We start from the raw sequence: 19,698 nt of genomic DNA, 5'->3' as shown, positions 1-19,698 counted from the left end.
TAATTTCATTTTGTTTTTTACATTCAAAAATCACGAAATTTCCCAAACTTGAGTTTTATTAAAAAAATAATAACTACCAAATTACTGCCTATAGTTATTTAAAAAAGCTTTCTTCAAAACAAAAACGTCGCCATCAGCAACAACTATTGAATAACTAAACTTATCGTTCTTTTTATAAAACCTCTAAAGTGACCAACCGTTATAAGACGATTATAAACAGAAATGAAAGTTGACTGCATAAAAAAAGCCACCTAAACGGTGGCCTTTTACTGTATTAAAGTGTAAACTTATTTCTTAATTACTTTGACTGTTTCTGTTACATTATCAATTGTTACTTTAACAAAGTAAGCTCCTGATTGTAAGCCTGACATATCTACAGCATTATTAACACTGTTAGGTGTGTTTCTGTAAACCTCTTGTCCTATCATGTTATAAACAGATACATTAGAAATCTCTTTTTGAGCTTTTAATGATAAGTTATCGTTAACTGGGTTTGGATAGTAAGAAAATAAACTTTGATTTGTAAAGTCTGCATTACTTAAGCTAGAGTTTAAAGTTGCAGTATCTGTTGTGCTTACGTCAATTTTAAATGGCCCTTCTGAATTATCCGCAGTTCCACTATAATAACCAACATTTACCCAATACTGAGTCCCTGCAGTAGCTGCAAAAGAGACATTTTCTGAACCACTACTTGCTGCACTATCAGAACTACCAACACAAGTAAAGGCGGCACAATCACCAGATAAAACCGTGATTTCTGGATCCCATCCTTGCACATCTGTAACATCAACATCAATAGTACCTGCGTCTACTACAACAAATGTATACCATACACCATCATTTGCCGATCCACATCCAGTTTCCGCAATAAATCCATCGTTATTAGTCGCTGCTGATGCATCTTGCTGATCTCCATTATTAAACATTGAAACTGGAGTGGCATCTACACAAGCGTCATTTTCTGGAGGTGCAGGTGGAGTTCCAACACAAACATCAAAAGTAGTTTGGGCTGAAGCGCTTTGAGTATTAGACCAACCGTAAACTCTTAATAAATAAGTTGTACCAATAGTTAAATTGGAAACAGTAAATGAGTTCGGATCACTATCTGTCAAAGGTGCTTCTAATGATGCACCGCAACCACTTGTTGCATCGTATAAAGCCATCCCCATATCTGTAGTTGTCCCCGTAACTGCTACAATATTAGTTAAAGAAACAAAATGAAAGCTTGAAGTTGCTTCAAAACTGAACCATACATCTGTATAAGGTGTTCCCGTTACCTCACCGGAAGTTTCCATTTCTAAAGATTCTGTAGCATTAACATTTGTTCCACTCAGAACTTCTCCACACATTAAATCACCATTTACAGTTAAACTAATAGCTGCATCACAATTATCATTACTAGGAGGTGTAAATGTCGAAAACGACTGCTCAACACATCCAGTAGCACTCCCATTATCGTTATAAGGTGTGATTGTTACATAATAAGTTGTTCCTCCTGATAATGTTCCTAACTCGTATGAAGTATTGTTTAGGTTATCTACGTTATCAGCAATATCGTTTACTCCAGATGCTGTACCTACCGAAATATAGTAGCCTGTAGGTATACCAGTGGCATTAGACCAAGAAATAGAACCATAAGTTGATACATCTATCGTTTCACTTAAAACAGAATCACAATTTGGTGGATCAACTGGTACTTGCGAAGCATTAAAATTATCAATATAAAAAAAATAATCACCACTAACCCATGTATTTGTTATTTGCAACTTAACGTCAGATCCTGTTGGCAATGAAGCTGCAGGTATAACTACAGAAAAAAGAGCACAAGTATTCGCCGTTACATGATTAGAATCATCAATAGTAGCTATTGTTGTCCAAGACATACCATCATCCATTGAATATTGGATATCTGCACTTCCCCAACCTGCTGTAGTCGCGTCTGTTGGAGTTCCATATGTATAATCTAAAATCGAATAATCAAACGAAAGACTTAAATCTGTTCCATTTGATAATCCAACTTGATTTGGAGTGGTTAAATTTCCTGTAGGTAAAGTGGAATATATATTAACTCGTTGCGAATTTCCTTCACATGCTGCCGACGCAGTACCTGAATAGGAAGCTGTCCAACCTGTTGGTAAGGATGTGGTTGCATCAAAATTCTCGATAATCCCAACTTGAGCAAAAGTTAAAGCTGTTGAAAGCATTGTTAAAAATAATAAAGTAATTTTCCTCATGTAATATAGTTTTATAGTTAGTTATAAATAATAATTTTCTAAAAATATTGAATTATTATGAGCTGAAAACAAATAACATTACCAAATCGACAAAACGCAATATTCATAGGTGAAATACATTGTAAATTAACATTAAATTGGTTAAGGAAAACTGTAATCTTTTAACTACAATTGATAATCAGAGTGTTACATTTTAAACAAAAAAAAAAGCCTTACGATAAACGTAAGGCTTTAATGTATATTATTATGTGATTAAAAATCTATTTGTCCATCGCTTCTACAAAAGCTTCCATTACAGCATCACTCACTCCCATGTTACTAAATCCTCCATCATTATATAAATTTTGTAGCGTCACTCGTTTGGTCAAATCACTAAACAATGACACAGTATAATTAGCACAATCTAATGCTGTAGCATTACCTAACGGTGACATTTTTTCAGCGTAAGCGATAAAACCATCAAAACCTTTTACACCACTACCTGCTGTTGTCGGTGTTGGTGATTGAGAAATTGTGTTTACTCTAACCTTCTTATCTCTTCCAAAAAAGTAACCAAAACTACGTGCGATACTTTCTAAATAGGCTTTATTATCAGCCATATCATTATAATCAGGAAAAACACGTTGTGCAGCCATGTATGTTAACGCGACAATACTTCCCCATTCATTCATTGCATCTTGCTTATATAGTGTTTGCATTGTTTTATGAAAAGACATTGCAGATACATCTGTACCTTTTTGCGTCCATGCATAATTTTGATCCGTATAATGCTTTCCTTTTCTAACATTAATTGACATTCCGATAGAATGCAATACAAAGTCAATTTTACCTCCTAAAATCTCCATAGATTTATTGACAAGGTTTAATAAATCTTCTTCGCTAGTAGCATCAGCAGGGATTATCTGAGATCCTGTTTTTTCTGCTAATTTATCAATTTGCCCCATACGCATTGCAACAGGCGCATTAGTCAAGACAAACGTACCACCTTCTTCGTGTACACGTTCTGCAGTTTTCCAAGCGATAGAATTTTCATCTAATGCTCCAAATATAATTCCTCTTTTTCCTTTTAATAAATTGTATGACATAACTTATAGTTTATCAGTTGACTTGTTAGTTTTGTTTATTTTAATATCTTTCAAAGATAGTATTTAAATTTTTTTATTTCGCTTTCGCGGAAATTAAGCCACTAATTTAACAGTTGTTTAGCATGTGCTATTGCAGAATCCGATAATTGCGTACCACCTAACATTTGTGCTAGTTCCACAACACGCTCATCATAATTAAGCTTAACTAAATTAGTAGTCGTGACTTCGTTTACGTCCTCTTTATATACCTTATAATGTGTATTTCCTTTTGCCGCAATTTGTGGTAGGTGCGTAATACTAAAAACCTGCATCTTAGTACTCATTAATGCCATTATATCAGCCATTTTATTAGAAATCTCTCCAGAAACACCGGTATCAATTTCATCAAACATAATGGTAGGTAACTTTACATATTTTGATAATATAGATTTAATGGCCAACATTATCCTAGACAACTCTCCACCTGAAGCCGCTTTTTTAAGCACATTGAATTGGCCTCCTTTATTAGCAGAAAACAAGAAACTTAAAGCATCCTTTCCGTTATACAAAAATTCTTTTGTCGCTTCTAAACTAATATCAAATTGCGCGTTAGGCATTCCTAACTGCCCCAATATAGCTTCTAATTGCTTTTTTAAATCTGGAATCGCTTTATTACGTTTCTCTGTGATATGTTTAGCTTCAACATTAAGCAATTTTTCGATAGCCTTAATCTCTTCTTCTTTATCTAGAATATCTTGATCTGCATTTTCTGTAGCTTCTACTTTTTGTGATAACTCTTCTCTAATCACAATAAGCTCTTCTACCGTTTTCACTAAATGCTTTTGTAATAAATTATTAATAGTAGCCAACTGCGCATTAACAATTTCTAACCTACTTGGATCAGCATCCAAATTACCTTCAAAGCGTTCTATATCCACCAAAACATCTTCTAAGTCAATCAAACTACTTGTTACTCTATTAAATACATCTTGATAGGCAGTCGAAATCGTTGCTAATTTTTGTAAAGCTAATTTAACAGCTCGTAATGAGGTTAAAATCCCTGCTTGTTCTTCATTTAATAACACATTAGCCTCTTCCAGTTTTACCTGAATAACCTCGACGTTATTTAACAACTCAAACTCTTCTTCTAAATTTTCTAGCGCTCCTTCTTTAAGATTAGCAACAACTAATTCATTTAACAAAAAGGCATTATAATCATGCTCTTTAAGTGCTTCTGCTTGAAACTGCTGTAGTTTTTTTAATTCTTTTTTAAGCTTTTTATGTTCCTTTAAATAACCAGCGTAAACATCAATATTACTTTCCGTTTTAGCCAAAGCATCAATAACTAAAAATTGAAAACCATCATCCACCAATTGCATAGTTTCATGCTGAGAATGTATATCTATCAACTGTTCTCCTAAGGCTTGTAAACTAGATAAGTTTACAGGTGAATCGTTAACAAACGCTCTCGATTTCCCAGATGGCAATATCTCTCTTCTAATGATTGTTTGTGTATCATAATCTAAATCTTGCTCTTTAAAAATTGACTTAAGTTTATATTTTGAAATATCGAAACTAGCTTCAATAACACATTTATTTTCAGGATTACGTAAACTTGACAAGTCTGCACGTTTACCTAAAATAAGAGATAGGCCGCCTAATAATATAGATTTACCTGCTCCTGTTTCCCCAGTAATTATGGTAAATCCATCATTAAAGCTGACTTGAAGCTGATCTATTAATGCGTAATTTTTTATGGTTAATCCTGTAAGCATTATTAAGGTGAAAAATTAAAAGTTAAAAAGAGAAAAATATTGTTTACGTTAAAAACACCTATTTAAATTTTTATACTTCTCCATTTAGAAGAATGTATTGGTGCCACCTTGTTAAGCGTATCTATCAAATCAGAAATATCGACACTAGGCCCATCAGAAAAAATTTGTTCAACCTCTTCGGCTTTTGTATCAAAGAATACTCGTAACAAATAAGAATTTGGACGTCTTCTATTCATGTCCTTAAATAGCCCTAAGGCTATAGCAATCTTGTTTTTAGCCTCTTTTTGATTATCACTCATAGTATCTAAACCTAGTCTATGATAATCGTACATTACCGTTCTAAACGCTTTAAAAGTTGGAGACAACAAGTTATCGATTAAGGCAAATCGACTCTGCAACCCATCTGCCAACTTCCAACCAGCATAGTTTTCTTGTTGAGAAAAGTTAACAATATTTTGTGCTTGTTTAAAATACGCGTCACCACCTTCTAGTTTAAAAGAATCTGCATCCATACCTAAAATCATATGTATATGAAAAGCTAAAACAGATATCAAATTAGAAGCGTATTGTGTCGGATTATAAATCAAACTTTGAAACTCGATATACTCAAAAGTAAAATCTTTATCATTTATATTGTAAGTAGGTGTGGTATAACTGGCTCCAAAAACGGGTCTTGAAGACTGTATCTGTAAAGTTGCTTTATAGCTATTACCAGAATATTCGCTAATATTAATTACAAAATTACAATTTATGCGCTCCTGAGGCGTCACTGTTCTGTCCGACCACTTTGTACTAGATATAAATTCTTTTAACTGTTTTTCTAAAGTTTTAAATTGTTGTAGGTTCTCGTTTCCCGTTTGTTGTGCATTCACAACTACAGTCGCGTTTAACTCCTGTGCATTTATAGCAACACTAAAACAAAATATAAATAGAAATAAAAGATTACGCATGTATTGTATTTATTATTGTATCAAAAAGATCTTTAGCAACTTCCGTTTTAGATTTCAACTCATAAACCGTCGCAACTTCTTCTCTGTTGATCAAAGTTACTTTATTAGTATCTGACCTAAAACCTGCCCCTTTGTCATTTAACGAATTTAAAACAATTAAATCTAAATTCTTCTTTTTAAGCTTCAATTTTGCATGCTCCAATTCGTTGTTTGTCTCCAAAGCAAATCCAACTAAAAATTGATTCCGTTTAATAGCCCCTAATGACGCCAAAATATCCTTAGTTTTTTCAAGTTCTAATGTTAACGTAGATGTCTTCTTTTTTATTTTCTGTGTAGCGATATTTATTGGTCTATAATCAGCAACTGCAGCGGAAAGAATAGCAATATCACAGTTTTCAAAATAAAGATGAGCTGCTTCATACATGTCTTGAGCACTTATAACAGGTAACACAGTAATTAAACTATGAGAAACCGTTTGGTGTGTTGGACCAGTAATTAAAATGACGTTTGCTCCAAGATTGGCTGCTGTCTTAGCAATTTCAAATCCCATTTTTCCTGAGGAATGATTTCCTATAAAACGTACAGGATCTATAGCCTCATAAGTTGGTCCTGCAGTTATTAAAACGGTTTTATCTTTTAAAGGTAATCCATCCCTAACATCTTTCTCTATAAAGGACACAATATCTTCTGGTTCTGCCATACGCCCTTGTCCAACCAATCCACTAGCTAATTCACCTGACGTTGCTGGAATCATTACATTACCATAACTTTTCAGTGTTTCAAACGACTGCACAGAAGACGGGTGAATATACATATCTAAATCCATTGCTGGTGCAAAATAAACTTTACACTTCGCCGAAAGATACGTTGCCAACAACAGATTATCGCAAGTTCCATTAGCCATTTTTGACAATGTATTAGCTGTTGCTGGTGCAACTACAAAATAATCAGCCCAGAGCCCTAATTCTACGTGGTTATTCCACATAGCATTATCGTCTTGGTCATTTGTAAATGTTGAGTGTACTGGGTTTTTGGAAAGTGTGGATAATGTAAGCGGCGTTACAAAATCCTTAGAAGCAGGTGTCATAACGACTTGTACGTTTGCACCTGCTTTTATAAATGATCTGACTAATGAAGCCGTCTTGTAAGCAGCAATACCACCACTGATGCCCAATAGTATATTTTTGCCACTTAATATTGACATAAGCTTAGTCTTGGTTATCTAATTCTGTATTTCTATGGTAGATTTTATCATCTAACCATTCTTGAACTGCTAAAGCATGAGGTTTAGGTAGTTTTTCGTAAAACTTAGACACTTCAATTTGTTCTTTGTTTTCAAAAATTTCCTCTAAGCTATCATTATATGTAGCAAATTCTTCTAGCTTTTCAATTAACTCTTTTTTAATTTCAGAATTAATTTGCTCCGATCTTCTAGCAATAACGGAAATAGCCTCATAAATGTTACCTGTTGGTGCATCTATAATATTTCTGTTATACGTAGTTGTAGATAACGGCGCTTCGATTTTTTTTAAATCCATAATATATATTAGCTTTTGGTACTATATTGTTCTAATTGTTCTTTTAAGTCTGCTACCATTTTATCAGCATCTTCAACAAGTTCTAATTCCGAATTTGATTTCTTAAAGCTGTTATAATATGATATAGCGATATTTAATCGTTCTTCTTTTTTCAACTCTACACTCTTCATTGCTAATTGATAAGCGGAGTCAAATCTATAAAACATTGCTTTTCCACGTAATGATGTCCCTGGGAAATCAGCGATAAAATTATCAAAAGTACTTATAGAGGCCTTAAAGTCTGAAATATGATTATATTGTTTACCAATACTATAAGCCTTTAATTCTAACTTATATTGTAAATCCTTAGACAATTGATTAATTTTAGGCATAAACTCTGATTCAGGATATAAGTTTGCAAATAACTGTAATTTCTCTAAAGCATGATCTGTATCATGTTGATCCTTAGAATACACAGGTGATAATGCCGCATAACTCAGCGCACTCTTATAATAAGCCTCTTCTACTTTCTGACTTTTAGGATAAGACTTTGCAAAACGTTCAAATCTAAATCCTGCTAAACCGACTTGACCTGTCTGATAATAACAATCTGCATCCAAAAACATTAGTTTTTCCGCTTGAGGTTTCCCTCGATAAGAAGGTACTATTTGATCAAATAAGCGACTTGCTTTATTAAACTTACCGTCTTTATAAAGTTGTTCTCCCATAGTAAACTTTAAAGCGACATCTTCAGACTTCAGTGCTTTTTGGTACTCACTACAAGAAGTAACAAATAAAAATGTAATTAAAATGTAAAATAAATTCTTCATATAATTTTAACGAAGCGCAAAAATACGCTATTTAAATGGATTTTAAAAATATAATTTGATTGCTAAAGTAATTGAAGAAATCAAGTTTGACGTCGGTTTAAGTATAATTTAACTTTTATTAAAATTGGTCATAAAACGAGCAATACTATTTTCCAACGCTTCCGTTGCTTCAACTAACGGTAATCTTACTGTTTTATTACAAAGGCCCAAATTGTTTAGTACCGCCTTAATACCTGCAGGATTATTTTCAGAAAAAATTAAATCGATTATATCCATCATTTTAAAATGCAGTGCATACGCCTCTTTTGCTTTGCCTTCTAACCCCAACTTTATCATTTTAGAAAAGGTTTTTGGTAATACTTGACCAATAACAGAAATAACTCCTGCTCCACCTGCTAAAACAACACCTAATGCTAAATCGTCATCACCAGAAATCACAGAAAAACCGTCTGGCTTATCTCTAATTAATTCTAAATACTGTGCCATATTATTACCCGCTTCTTTTACAGCTACTACATTCTTAAAATCGTTAGCTAAACGCAATGTTGTTTCTGGCGTCATATTTTTAGCTGTCCGTCCTGGCACGTTATATAAAATAATATCTACAGGACAAACTTCAGCTATTGCTTTAAAATGTTGATACATCCCTTCCTGCGTTGGCTTACTATAATAAGGTGTCACAGATAATATACCCGCAAAAGGCGATAAATCTGTAGCTTTAATTTCTTCTACAACTTCTAAGGTATTGTTCCCTCCTACCCCTAAAACTAATGGTACGCGTCCTTTATTGAACTTTATTATTGCTTTACATATCTCTTTTTTCTCCTGTTTTATAACAGTAACACTTTCTCCCGTTGTACCGCTTATTACTATATAATCAGTCCCGTTGGTAATGTTAAATTCTACAATTTTTTCTAAAGCATTATAATCCACTGTTAAATCGTCATTAAACGGTGTTACAATTGCTATTCCTGTACCTAAAAAAGGGTTATTCATTACTTATTTTATTTAAAATGTTTAGATATTTAATTAATTCTTTTTTAAAAATGGACTTATCTTCTAATTTAGTTTCAATAATTAAATCGTTTATGTCCTGTCTAGCATTATAAATGCCGACTTTAAATTGTGCATTGGTTGCTGCGGTCACTAATTGTAAGGCCAAAGCATCTGTTTCATATAAATTTATTAATAAATCAAAGTTCATTGCAATGAAGTCTTTTGCTGTTTGAGATTTTATAACACCTCTCCAACCAAGGTCTTTTTCAGAAAAGGTATTACCAAAAAGTGCTATCTCTTTTTTTTCGTTATTAAAAAGCGATAAAATTTTAAGGTTATTAGCATTCACCTTTAGGCTTTTTGCTAACTGGTTAATCCATTCTAAATCAGAAAACTGTTGACTATCTACCAATACGCCAATAGTTTTAATAACCGTGTTGCTTGGCACTAAGACTCTACTTTTGGTACATTTATTAATATACTTTTTATTAGATTTTTCTTTAAATCCTTTTAAAATCATTTATCTTTATTCCTTTTATTACAAATGTAGTAATTGTAACTATATATTGGCTTTAATTTATTCAACTTTAAATATGAATTTCAAACACCTCTTTATCCCGCTTGCGATTGTTTTGTTGTCGTCTTGCAAACAAGAAACTTACTCACTGAGTAAAATCGAAGGAAAAAAAATAACTATTACAGATTCATTAGCTATTGACCCTGCTATTGATGCGTACATAAAACCGTTCCGCGAAAGCTTAAATAAGGACATGAACACTGTATTATCTTATGCTCCCGAAACGTATAGTAAAAATGATGGCGATTTAAATACAGCTATTGGTAATTTAATGGCTGATGCCGTTTTACAAGAAAGTGATCCTATTTTTAATAAAAGAACTGGAAAAAACATTGATTTGGTACTTTTAAATCATGGCGGTATTCGATCCATAATTTCTAAAGGAAATATTACCACAAGAACTGGTTTCGAGATTATGCCTTTTGAAAATAGTATTGTTGTCGTCGCCTTAAAAGGACCACAAATAGATAGTTTAACGACTTATTTAAGTAAAGCAAAACGCCCACATCCTATAAGTGGATTACAATTGACGATTGACAAAAATTATAGTATTACTGAAGCTTTAGTAAACAGTAAACCAATAGATAAAGACAAAACCTATTATGTAGCAACTAATGATTACCTATATAATGGTGGTGATGGCATGCGTTTTTTTCAAACTAATGATAGTTTATATGTCTTAGATTATAAAATTAGAAATGCCATGTTAGACTACTTTAAAAAGGTAGACACTATAAAACCAGTAATTGACAATAGATTTATTCAAACCAAATAACCAAAACATGAAACGTAGAGACTTTATACAACAAGCAACAGCTGCTACTGCATTAATTACAGTTGGAGGTTATGGGTTACAATCTTTTGCCACTACTGCCAAAACAAAAAAAATCACCATCTTACACACTAATGATGTCCATAGTCATATAGATGCTTTTGGTCCTGAGGACGGAAGAAATGCTAATCAAGGTGGTGTTGCCAGACGTGCTACTTTAATTGAAAATATTAGAGCAGAAAACCCAAACACCTTACTTCTAGATGCTGGAGATATTTTTCAGGGTACACCCTACTTTAATTATTATGGTGGCGAGTTAGAATTCAAGCTTATGAGTAGGCTTAAGTATGACTTAGCAACCATTGGAAATCATGATTTTGATAATGGTATTGATGGCTTATATGCGCAATTACCCCACGCCAGTTTTGGTTTTGTATCCGCCAATTATGATTTTTCAAATACCGTAATGAACACACATGTTAAACCTTATCAAATCTTCAAAAAAGAGGGTCTTAAAATAGGGGTCTTTGGATTAGGAATAGAATTAGATGGTTTAGTAGATAAAACAATGTCTAAAGAGACTAAATATTTAGATCCTATTGAGGCTGCCCAAGAAATGACCAGAATCCTAAAAAAGGATGAAAACTGTGATTTAATAATCTGTTTATCTCACTTAGGTTATAACTACAAGAAAAACCCGGATAAAATAAGTGATTTAGGCTTAGCTAAAGCAACCAAAGATATAGACTTGATTATTGGAGGACACACACATACCTTTTTACCAAAACCAACAGTAGCACAAAATTTAGAAGGTAAAAATGTATTGGTTAATCAGGTCGGTTGTTATGGAATTAATCTAGGTAAGATTGATTTTTATTTTGAACCGGATAGTACTAAAAAAGCTGAAGGAACATCAATAATAGTTTAGATAACTACTCTACTTTTTTTGGGGTTTCATTGGTCTCTGTATGTTTAATTTTGATGTAAACGTATAGAAAATAAAAACCAAGCCCCATTAATACCGAATAAGAAATATGTAATAATTGTTCTGAAGAGATAAACAAATAAGCGACTTGTACCATCTCTGAAAACACAATGCATACACTAGCTAAAAACAATAACAATCCTTGTTTTGTATCGTGATATAAATAATGAATTAAAGACAGGGATAACACTAGTAAAATCAACACATTATAAGTTACTTCCATAATAAAATCTATTGAGTTTACTGCTAAATCGTCATCCTGCATAATCATTTGATTTAACACATAAATAATATAAGCGTTAAATATCAATAATATAATGAGATGTAACTTAAACTCTCTAAACAAGCGTTTTAATTTTATCCCTTTCACTAAAAAGATAATTAAGGATGCATACGCTACTATATTCAAGCAATTTGCAGCGTAATACGCTAAAGCATTACTAGTGTCAAAAATTATTTTCAAAAATTCAACGATAGAAAATGCAATAAGGAAAAATCCAAAATAATTATTTTGTCCTTTAGCATGACAATAATACAAATAGGTCAATAAAGGAAATACACCGATCCATGCGTAATTAGATAGTTGCGGACAATCAAATATCCTCCCAACCATTATAACCACTGCAAGAATCACCAAAAGCACTGATACTATATTAAACCTTGTAAACTGCATTATAACTGTTTTGCGACTACAAAGATATAAAAAAAACGTAATTTAACGAGTATTAATGCTTTTTACCGATTAAATACATGATTTACCTCAAGGTTTGTAAGAAATCTTCTTCAGTAATTAGTTCTATTTTCAACAAATCAGCCTTATCTTTTTTGCTTGGCCCCATATTATCTCCTGCAACAATATAACTAGTCTTAGATGAGATGGAACTACTCACCTTCCCGCCATTATCTTCTATCAATTTTTTAAGTTCTGTTCTGGATACCGAATGAAATACTCCTGAAACAACAATACTCTGTCCTTTTAGCTTATCGGTTTGACCTGCTAATTTTTCTGCTGAAATTTCTAATTGCAAGCCGTAAGATTTTAATCGATTTACAATAGCCTGGTTTTTACTATCTGAAAAGAAGTCGACAACACTTTCTGCTATTCTAATACCAATTTCATCAACTTGTTCTAAATCTAAAATAGAAGCAAATGCTAAAGCATCAATACTTTTAAAATGCTTCGCTAATGTTTTAGCAACCGTTTCTCCCACAAATCGAATCCCCAAAGCAAATAAGACACGCTCAAAGGGTATTTGTTTAGAAGCTTCAACACCTGCAATTAAATTATCAGCACTTTTCTCTGCCATACGCTCTAACGGCAAGACTTGATCTTTAGTCAACGTATATAAATCTGCATAATTATGGATTAATCCTGCCTTTACTAAAAGCGCTACAGTCTCTCCTCCTAAACCTTCAATATCCATTGCTTTACGCGAAATATAATGTTGGATACGACCAATTACCTGAGGATCGCAACCATTATAATTCGGACAAAAATGTTTCGCTTCCCCCGCTTCTCTTTGTAAAGTAGTGTCACATTCAGGACAATTAGTAATATATTGTGTTGGTTGAGAATCTGCTGGACGTTCGTCTAAATTTACAGCTATAATTTTAGGTATAATTTCACCACCTTTTTCCACATATACCGTATCTCCTACTCTAATATCTAGTTTTTCAATTTGATCGGCATTATGTAAGGACGCTCGTTTTACAATAGTCCCCGCTAACTCTACAGGTTCTAAATTAGCAACTGGAGTAATAGCTCCTGTACGCCCAACTTGATAGGAAATACTATTTAAAACCGTACTAACCTGCTCCGCTTTAAACTTATAAGCCATAGCCCAACGTGGTGCTTTGGACGTAAAACCAAGCTCATCTTGTTGGTGTAAATTATTAACTTTTACCACTACACCATCCGTCTCATAAGGTAAATCATGTCTGGCATGATCCCAATGATTTATAAACTCAAAAACATCCTCAATACTTTGGCATAACTTTGCTTCTTTCGGAACTTTAAAACCCATTTGACGCGCCTTTTCTAAGCTTTCAAAATGTGTTTTATATTCAAAATCACCACCAACTAAACCATAAAGTAAGCAATCCAAAGGTCGTTTTGCAACCTCAGCACTATCCTGTAATTTTAAACTTCCTGATGCCGTATTACGTGGATTTTTATAAGGTTCCTCTCCATTTTCGATGCGTTCTTCATTCATCTTAATAAATCCCTCGTATGGTAAAATAATTTCACCTCTAATCTCAAATTCTTCAGCAAAACCGCCTTTTAACTGCAAAGGCACCGAATTGATTGTTTTTATGTTTGGCGTGACCTCATCACCTTGCGTACCGTCGCCCCGCGTCACTGCTTTTAATAAACTTCCATTTTGATAGGTTAGATTTATAGAGGCACCATCATATTTAAGTTCGCAAACATATTCGACATGACCATCCACCATCTTTCTTATTCTGGTTTCCCAATCTTTTAAATCTTCAAGAGAATAAGAGTTATCTAAACTATACATCCTATGCTTATGGACCACCGTATTAAAATTTTTAGTCACTGTTCCACCAACACGTAATGTTGGCGAATTAGCATCATAAAACTCAGGATGTGCTGCTTCTAAAGCCTGTAATTCTTTTAATTTTATATCAAAGTCGTAATCGCTAATCGTCGGATTATCTAAAACATAATAATTATAATTATGTCCTCTTAACTCTTCTCTTAATGCGTTTAATTGTAATTCTATGCTCATACTTATTTAACTTCTAGCAAATCTAATAATGGTTGTTTAATCTTATACCTATAATAACAGTAGCTTTCAGAATCCAAATAGCATTCTGTTGCTCCTCAAAATTTAATTATAAATTCGGTATTACTTAACCAATAGATTTCATTTATATCTGTTGTTTTCTCTAAATCGATGTACTCATTATTATCTTCTAGATTATAATAAATTTCGACACTTTTAATTATTTTATTATTCGTGATCTTGTCTATACTTACGTTACACTGCCAAAAACTATTTTCACACACCAATAAGCCATGTGCCAAAACCAATATTTGCAAAAATAAAATAATACTATATAATTTCAGCTAATAACTACACCTTTAGTCCACTTATCATTCGGTCTTTACCAAACATATCCTGTACCAACTTAATATTACTAAATCCATAAGTCTCCAAAAGCGCTATCATCTCTTCCCCTAGGTATTCATTAATTTCGAAATACAATGCGCCTTTAGGCTTTAAATTAGTAACCGCAAACTTAGTGATCGCGTTATAAAACACAAGCGGGTCATTATCCTCAACAAATAGTGCCAAATGTGGCTCGTTATCCAATACATTAGCTTGCATTTGTTGTTTTTCTAGATGACGAACATAAGGCGGATTAGACACGATAATGTCAAATTTTGAGACTCTAGTTGCCAGACCCCAAGTAGATTCGTCTAAAATATCCACTTCCACAAAGTCTATATTTACCGCATTTAACACCGCATTTTCTTTCGCTTTTTGTATCGCTTTCGCGGAAACATCAAGCGCGCATACAACACTGTCAACTATATTTTTAGCCAAACTGATCGCGATACAACCACTTCCTGTACCAATATCTAATATTGAAACGTTGTCAGTGCCACTCTGTTTAGGATGCGCATCAATAATTAATTGCACCAACTCTTCTGTTTCTGGACGCGGTATTAACGTGTTTTCATTGACTGCAAAAGGCAAACCGTAAAATTCAGTTTCGCCTAAAATATATTGTATTGGTGTATTTTTCTTTAAAGCTTCTAATGCTCTAAACAAAGGGTCTTGTTCTTCTTTTGTAATACTTAAGGCTGTATCAAGTGCCACATCCAGTCGGGAGATATTACAGTACGCTTCCGTTAACATAAAAAAGAAGCTAAACACTTCGTCTTTACCATAAATGGTATCCAATTCTTTATGGAATATTGCTTTTAATTCTTTTACTAGCATCTCCGTGTATTATAGTTTTTTCTCCATCCAAATACCACAATTAAAATGACCTGTACTCCCTAAAGGTCCTTTTAAATGAGTAAAGCCATTGCTTTCGTAAATATGAATCGCTTCTTCTAATACTGGAATAGTTTCTAAATAAGCCCGACTAAAACCTAAAGACTTCCCTTTTAACAAACACCTTTCAAATAGTTGCTTTCCAAAGCCTTTTCCGCGTAAGCGATTAGAAAAATACATTTTTTGTATTTCAAACACCTCGTCCTCCATACCATGTAACGGTTTTAATCCACCACCGCCTTCAACCTTGCCATCCATAACGACAACATAATACACTTCGTTTTCACCTGAATAAGATTCAAACATTTGTGGTGTTTCTTCATCCGCATACGCTGTTCCCACTAAAGGTAAGCCGTATTCAATAAAAACCTCACGAATAACAGCTTCTATTTGTGGATTATCTTCTGGTTGGATTTCTCTTATTTCAATCGTAGTATTACTCACTTTTAAATAGTATTTTTGTGTCTTATTTTAGAGGATGAAGATACATTAAATCTAAAAAAAGACACATGAAGAAAACACTAATCTTATTAACAATATTAACCTGCTTTTTTAACTGTAAGGTCACAGAAAAACCACAGTTTATTAAAGTCGAAAATATTAAAGTATTAGAATCTACTTCTAGATTTATTACGGTTACAGCCGATGCCTTTTTTTTAAACCCGAATAGTATTGGTGGGCAATTAAAAACAGATGGGATTAAAGTGATTGTTAATAATAACGAATTAGCCTCTGTAACTAGTCAAAATTTTAAAGTTCCGGCTAGAAAAGAATTTAGCATTCCATTACAAGCACAAATACCAACAGATAGTTTATTAAGTAATAAAAACTTAAGCAGTTTATTGGGTAGTTTTTTAAGCAAAAAAATGACAGTCCAGTATCTTGGTGAAATCAAATATAAGGTCCTAGGATTTTCTCACACGTATCAAGTAGACCGTACCGAAGACGTTAAAATCAAATTATAATTTGACCGATCAATTTTACATACAACGTGCCTTACAAATTGCAAAAAACGGCTTAGGATATACACGACCAAATCCTATGGTTGGCAGTATCATTGTTGCTGATAATACTATTATTGGCGAAGGTTTTACAAGCAAATACGGTGGTAATCATGCCGAAGTAAATGCTATAAATAGTGTTGCCGACCAATCCCTTTTAAAAAAGGCTACTATTTACGTGACTTTAGAACCTTGCAGTCATTACGGAAAAACGCCACCTTGTAGCGATTTAATAATCCATCATCAAATCCCCAATATAGTTATAGGTTGTGTGGATGATAATCCTGAGGTTGCCGGAAAAGGTATTAAAAGACTGATGGAAGCAGGACGTAATGTTAGAGTTGGCGTCTTGGAAACCGAATGCAAAGCACATCACAAGCGTTTTTTTACATTTCATAACAAAAAACGCCCGTATATAATTCTAAAATGGGCAGAATCTATAGACGGTTTTATTGCTCCAAAAACTAAAGACGAACAAAAACCTGTTTGGATTACTAATAGCTACTCTAGGCAATTAGTCCATAAATGGCGTGCTGAAGAACAAGCCATTTTAGTTGGCACCAATACCGTGATTAAAGATAATCCTACCTTAAATGTTAGAGATTGGACCGGACAAAACCCTACACGCATCGTTTTAGATCGCAACGGGTTATTGTCTAACCAATATGCCATATTTAATACAGATGCCGAAACAATTACGTTTAAAGACCATTCGGCTAAAGCCATTTGCGATCACCTTTATAAAGAAAACATAAACTCTATAATTATTGAAGGCGGCTCTAAAACGCTACAATTATTTATTGATGCCAACCTTTGGGATGAAGCTAGAATTTTTAAAGGTCAAGTCCGTTTTTACGACGGTATAGCCGCTCCAAAACTTAAAGGCGAACAATTTTCTATCGCAACGATTGAAAATGATTCGGTTCTAACCTACCGTAATCACTAGGCAATCCACATGTTTAATTATTTTTTGTTAAAATTTAATTAAATTTATTATGTTATTTTATTTTTAAAAAGTAATTTTAAGCACCTGTTATGTGATGTTTAGATACTACATTCTGCTATAACAGAATAATTTTAAAAAAAAAGCTGGTGTTTTATTAATACTATTAGTTAGTATAGAATACTGCAAAATACCTTAATAAAACTATGGCTCTACAAAGCACAACCAACATCTTTATAAACGGTAATGAAATTACCGCTTTTAAAAGCGTCATGCTAAACCAACAAATCGACGCGCACCACATGCTAGAATTAGTATGCCGAATGGATGTTTTAGAAGATTTATCACAACCTTTAGGAGAATCTAGTAAAAACTTTCTAGGCGAAACTATAACACTTGAAACAAGTGCTCTAGATCAAAGTGCTGGTTATCAAACCTTGACCTTTAAAGGTATTGTCACACAAGTTAAAACTATAAAAGGTCACGAAGCTAGTACTGGTGATACGGTGGTAATTATAGCACAAAGCCCTACTTTTATTTCTGACGACGGACCGCACTACGCCTCCTATAACGATTTAACTTTAGCAGATATAATAGAAACAACGTTTAACGACTACGACCAATCAAAATTAGAACTAGTGGTTACCCCTACTAATACAGCTGCCCTTCACTACTCTGTACAACATAACGAATCTGCCTTTGGTTACGCTAGCCGATTAGCAGCACAATATGGGCAATGGTTTTATTACAACGGGATGCAACTTATCTTTGGGCAACCCGAAACAGAAGAACTAGAACTAACCTATGGGTTTGATTTAAAAGAATACAACTTAAATCTATTACCACAATCCCATAACTACAAATATTACGCAAACGACTATCTTTTAAACGAAGTCCATGAAAAAGATGCGACCGAAGTAAGCGCGGGTGCTAATGGGTATAGTGGTTTTGTATCTAGTAAAGCCAACACCATTTATAGCAAACAGACCAATGTATGGCACAATTTGTATAATGACCCACAAGCCAAACAACGTTTAGACTCCAGTATAGAATTACAAAAAAAGGCGATTGAAATAAAACAAGTCAAACTTAACGGTGTTAGTGACAACCCTGGTGTAAAATTAGGGAATATTATAAAAATAGAAGGCGCCACTTACAGAGTGACTAGTATTACCCATACCAACAAAGAAAACGGCGATTATTTAAACTTTTTTGAAGGTATTACTGCCGAATTTGACGCTTATCCAAATACCAACATACAAGCCTTTCCTAGAAGTGAAACCCAAACAGCTATTGTTATGGAAAACACAGATCCAGAAGGTTTAGGACGTATCAGGGTGCAATTTCCTTGGCAACAAATAACTAGAGAGATGACCCCTTGGATCCGTATTGTCACGCCACATGCTGGTGGCGATAAAGGCTTCCATTTTATTCCAGAAACAGGAGAAGAAGTCTTAATAGGTTTTGAAGGTGGTAATGCAGAGCACCCCTATATGTTAGGTAGTTTGTATAACGGAACCGGTAAAGCTAATGCTTTTGAAAGCAGCGCCAATGATGTCAAAGCAATACGTACCAGAAGTGGACATACTATAGAGTTAAATGATACCGATGGTGAAGAAAAAATAAATATTTATGATAATGAAGGTAGTATCATAACTTTTGATACGCAAGCAAAATCTTTATTTATAACAGCTACTGAAAATATAGAGATTCAAGCAAAAAATATTAAAATGATTGCTGAAGAAACTATAGAACTGCAAGCGCAAGGCGATATTAACACCTCTTCAGAAGGGAATACAAACATTATATCAGAAAGTGCCTTGGCATTACAATCCACTTCCGACACCACCGTTATTAGTGATGCTTCCATAGCAATTGAAGCCTCAAGTAATGCTACAATAACTGGTACAAACACGATTATTGAAGGACAAGCGTCTGTAGAAGTAAATAGTGCACAAACAAAAGTATCAGGTAGCGCCATAACAGAAGTTTCTGGAGCAATTGTAAAAATAAATTAAAACCCTAA

18 protein-coding genes are annotated in these 19,698 nt (G+C 33.6%); 5 read left to right on the top strand and 13 right to left on the bottom strand.

Features of this window, described 5'->3' with window-relative positions; all coding sequences use genetic code 11:
• Window positions 1-287: 287 nt before the first annotated feature.
• From H0I26_RS09945 to H0I26_RS09905, 9 genes are all read right to left on the bottom strand, one after another.
• On the bottom strand, window positions 288-2,234 hold the full coding sequence (locus tag H0I26_RS09945; RefSeq protein WP_218697945.1) for a T9SS type A sorting domain-containing protein: 1,947 nt from the start codon (window positions 2,232-2,234) through the stop codon (window positions 288-290).
• 260 nt (window positions 2,235-2,494) lie between these two features.
• Entirely contained in the window at window positions 2,495-3,319 is an 825-nt protein-coding gene (locus H0I26_RS09940) for an enoyl-ACP reductase (RefSeq protein ID WP_101018159.1), read from the bottom strand.
• A gap of 101 nt (window positions 3,320-3,420) precedes the next feature.
• Entirely contained in the window at window positions 3,421-5,073 is a 1,653-nt protein-coding gene (gene recN, locus H0I26_RS09935) for a DNA repair protein RecN (protein WP_218697941.1), read from the bottom strand.
• Between the two features lie 62 nt (window positions 5,074-5,135).
• A complete protein-coding gene (locus tag H0I26_RS09930; RefSeq protein WP_218697939.1) occupies window positions 5,136-6,023 on the bottom strand; it encodes a DUF4835 family protein in 888 nt (295 codons plus the stop codon).
• Window positions 6,016-7,227, bottom strand: a complete 1,212-nt coding sequence (gene coaBC, locus H0I26_RS09925; protein WP_218697937.1) for a bifunctional phosphopantothenoylcysteine decarboxylase/phosphopantothenate--cysteine ligase CoaBC — start codon at window positions 7,225-7,227, stop codon at window positions 6,016-6,018. Before coaBC ends, H0I26_RS09930 begins: the two co-directional genes overlap by 8 nt.
• A 4-nt stretch (window positions 7,228-7,231) precedes the next feature.
• Window positions 7,232-7,561 (bottom strand): DNA-directed RNA polymerase subunit omega, encoded by a 330-nt coding sequence (locus H0I26_RS09920; protein WP_136585068.1) that lies wholly within the window; start codon window positions 7,559-7,561, stop codon window positions 7,232-7,234.
• 8 nt (window positions 7,562-7,569) lie between these two features.
• On the bottom strand, window positions 7,570-8,370 hold the full coding sequence (locus H0I26_RS09915; protein WP_218697933.1) for an outer membrane protein assembly factor BamD: 801 nt from the start codon (window positions 8,368-8,370) through the stop codon (window positions 7,570-7,572).
• A 108-nt stretch (window positions 8,371-8,478) separates the two neighbouring features.
• Window positions 8,479-9,366: a 4-hydroxy-tetrahydrodipicolinate synthase gene (dapA, locus tag H0I26_RS09910; RefSeq protein ID WP_218697930.1), complete on the bottom strand. Its 888-nt coding sequence runs from the start codon at window positions 9,364-9,366 to the stop codon at window positions 8,479-8,481.
• Entirely contained in the window at window positions 9,359-9,886 is a 528-nt protein-coding gene (locus tag H0I26_RS09905; protein ID WP_218697929.1) for a DUF6913 domain-containing protein, read from the bottom strand. Before H0I26_RS09905 ends, dapA begins: the two co-directional genes overlap by 8 nt.
• Window positions 9,887-9,959: 73 nt before the next feature.
• Here H0I26_RS09905 and H0I26_RS09900 point away from each other — a divergent pair, with 73 nt between their 5' ends.
• Together H0I26_RS09900 and H0I26_RS09895 are read left to right on the top strand one after the other, a co-directional pair.
• Entirely contained in the window at window positions 9,960-10,718 is a 759-nt protein-coding gene (locus H0I26_RS09900; protein ID WP_218697928.1) for a 5'-nucleotidase C-terminal domain-containing protein, read from the top strand.
• Between the two features lie 7 nt (window positions 10,719-10,725).
• Window positions 10,726-11,643: a bifunctional metallophosphatase/5'-nucleotidase gene (locus H0I26_RS09895; RefSeq protein ID WP_218697926.1), complete on the top strand. Its 918-nt coding sequence runs from the start codon at window positions 10,726-10,728 to the stop codon at window positions 11,641-11,643.
• A gap of 4 nt (window positions 11,644-11,647) precedes the next feature.
• Here H0I26_RS09895 and H0I26_RS09890 read toward each other — a convergent pair whose 3' ends face one another.
• From H0I26_RS09890 to H0I26_RS09875, 4 genes are all read right to left on the bottom strand, one after another.
• Entirely contained in the window at window positions 11,648-12,373 is a 726-nt protein-coding gene (locus H0I26_RS09890; protein ID WP_218697924.1) for a hypothetical protein, read from the bottom strand.
• 82 nt (window positions 12,374-12,455) lie between these two features.
• Window positions 12,456-14,450, bottom strand: a complete 1,995-nt coding sequence (gene ligA / locus H0I26_RS09885) for an NAD-dependent DNA ligase LigA (protein WP_218697922.1) — start codon at window positions 14,448-14,450, stop codon at window positions 12,456-12,458.
• 348 nt (window positions 14,451-14,798) lie between these two features.
• Entirely contained in the window at window positions 14,799-15,671 is an 873-nt protein-coding gene (gene prmC / locus H0I26_RS09880; RefSeq protein ID WP_218697920.1) for a peptide chain release factor N(5)-glutamine methyltransferase, read from the bottom strand.
• 9 nt (window positions 15,672-15,680) lie between these two features.
• Window positions 15,681-16,172 carry a GNAT family N-acetyltransferase gene (locus H0I26_RS09875; RefSeq protein WP_218697918.1) on the bottom strand — a complete coding sequence of 164 codons (492 nt, stop codon included), beginning with the start codon at window positions 16,170-16,172 and terminating at the stop codon, window positions 15,681-15,683.
• A 65-nt stretch (window positions 16,173-16,237) separates the two neighbouring features.
• Here H0I26_RS09875 and H0I26_RS09870 point away from each other — a divergent pair, with 65 nt between their 5' ends.
• From H0I26_RS09870 to H0I26_RS09860, 3 genes are all read left to right on the top strand, one after another.
• Window positions 16,238-16,693: an LEA type 2 family protein gene (locus H0I26_RS09870; protein WP_218697916.1), complete on the top strand. Its 456-nt coding sequence runs from the start codon at window positions 16,238-16,240 to the stop codon at window positions 16,691-16,693.
• A 1-nt stretch (window position 16,694) separates the two neighbouring features.
• Complete coding sequence (gene ribD, locus H0I26_RS09865) at window positions 16,695-17,675, top strand: bifunctional diaminohydroxyphosphoribosylaminopyrimidine deaminase/5-amino-6-(5-phosphoribosylamino)uracil reductase RibD (RefSeq protein ID WP_256935107.1); 981 nt, start codon at window positions 16,695-16,697, stop codon at window positions 17,673-17,675.
• 203 nt (window positions 17,676-17,878) lie between these two features.
• A complete protein-coding gene (locus H0I26_RS09860) occupies window positions 17,879-19,690 on the top strand; it encodes a type VI secretion system Vgr family protein (RefSeq protein WP_218697914.1) in 1,812 nt (603 codons plus the stop codon).
• Window positions 19,691-19,698: the final 8 nt, after the last annotated feature.

It is taken from the genome of Olleya sp. HaHaR_3_96 (assembly GCF_019278545.1).
Taxonomy (GTDB): domain Bacteria; phylum Bacteroidota; class Bacteroidia; order Flavobacteriales; family Flavobacteriaceae; genus Olleya.
Note: the sequence above shows the minus strand (reverse complement) of the source record. Positions and strands in the feature narration are given on the sequence as shown.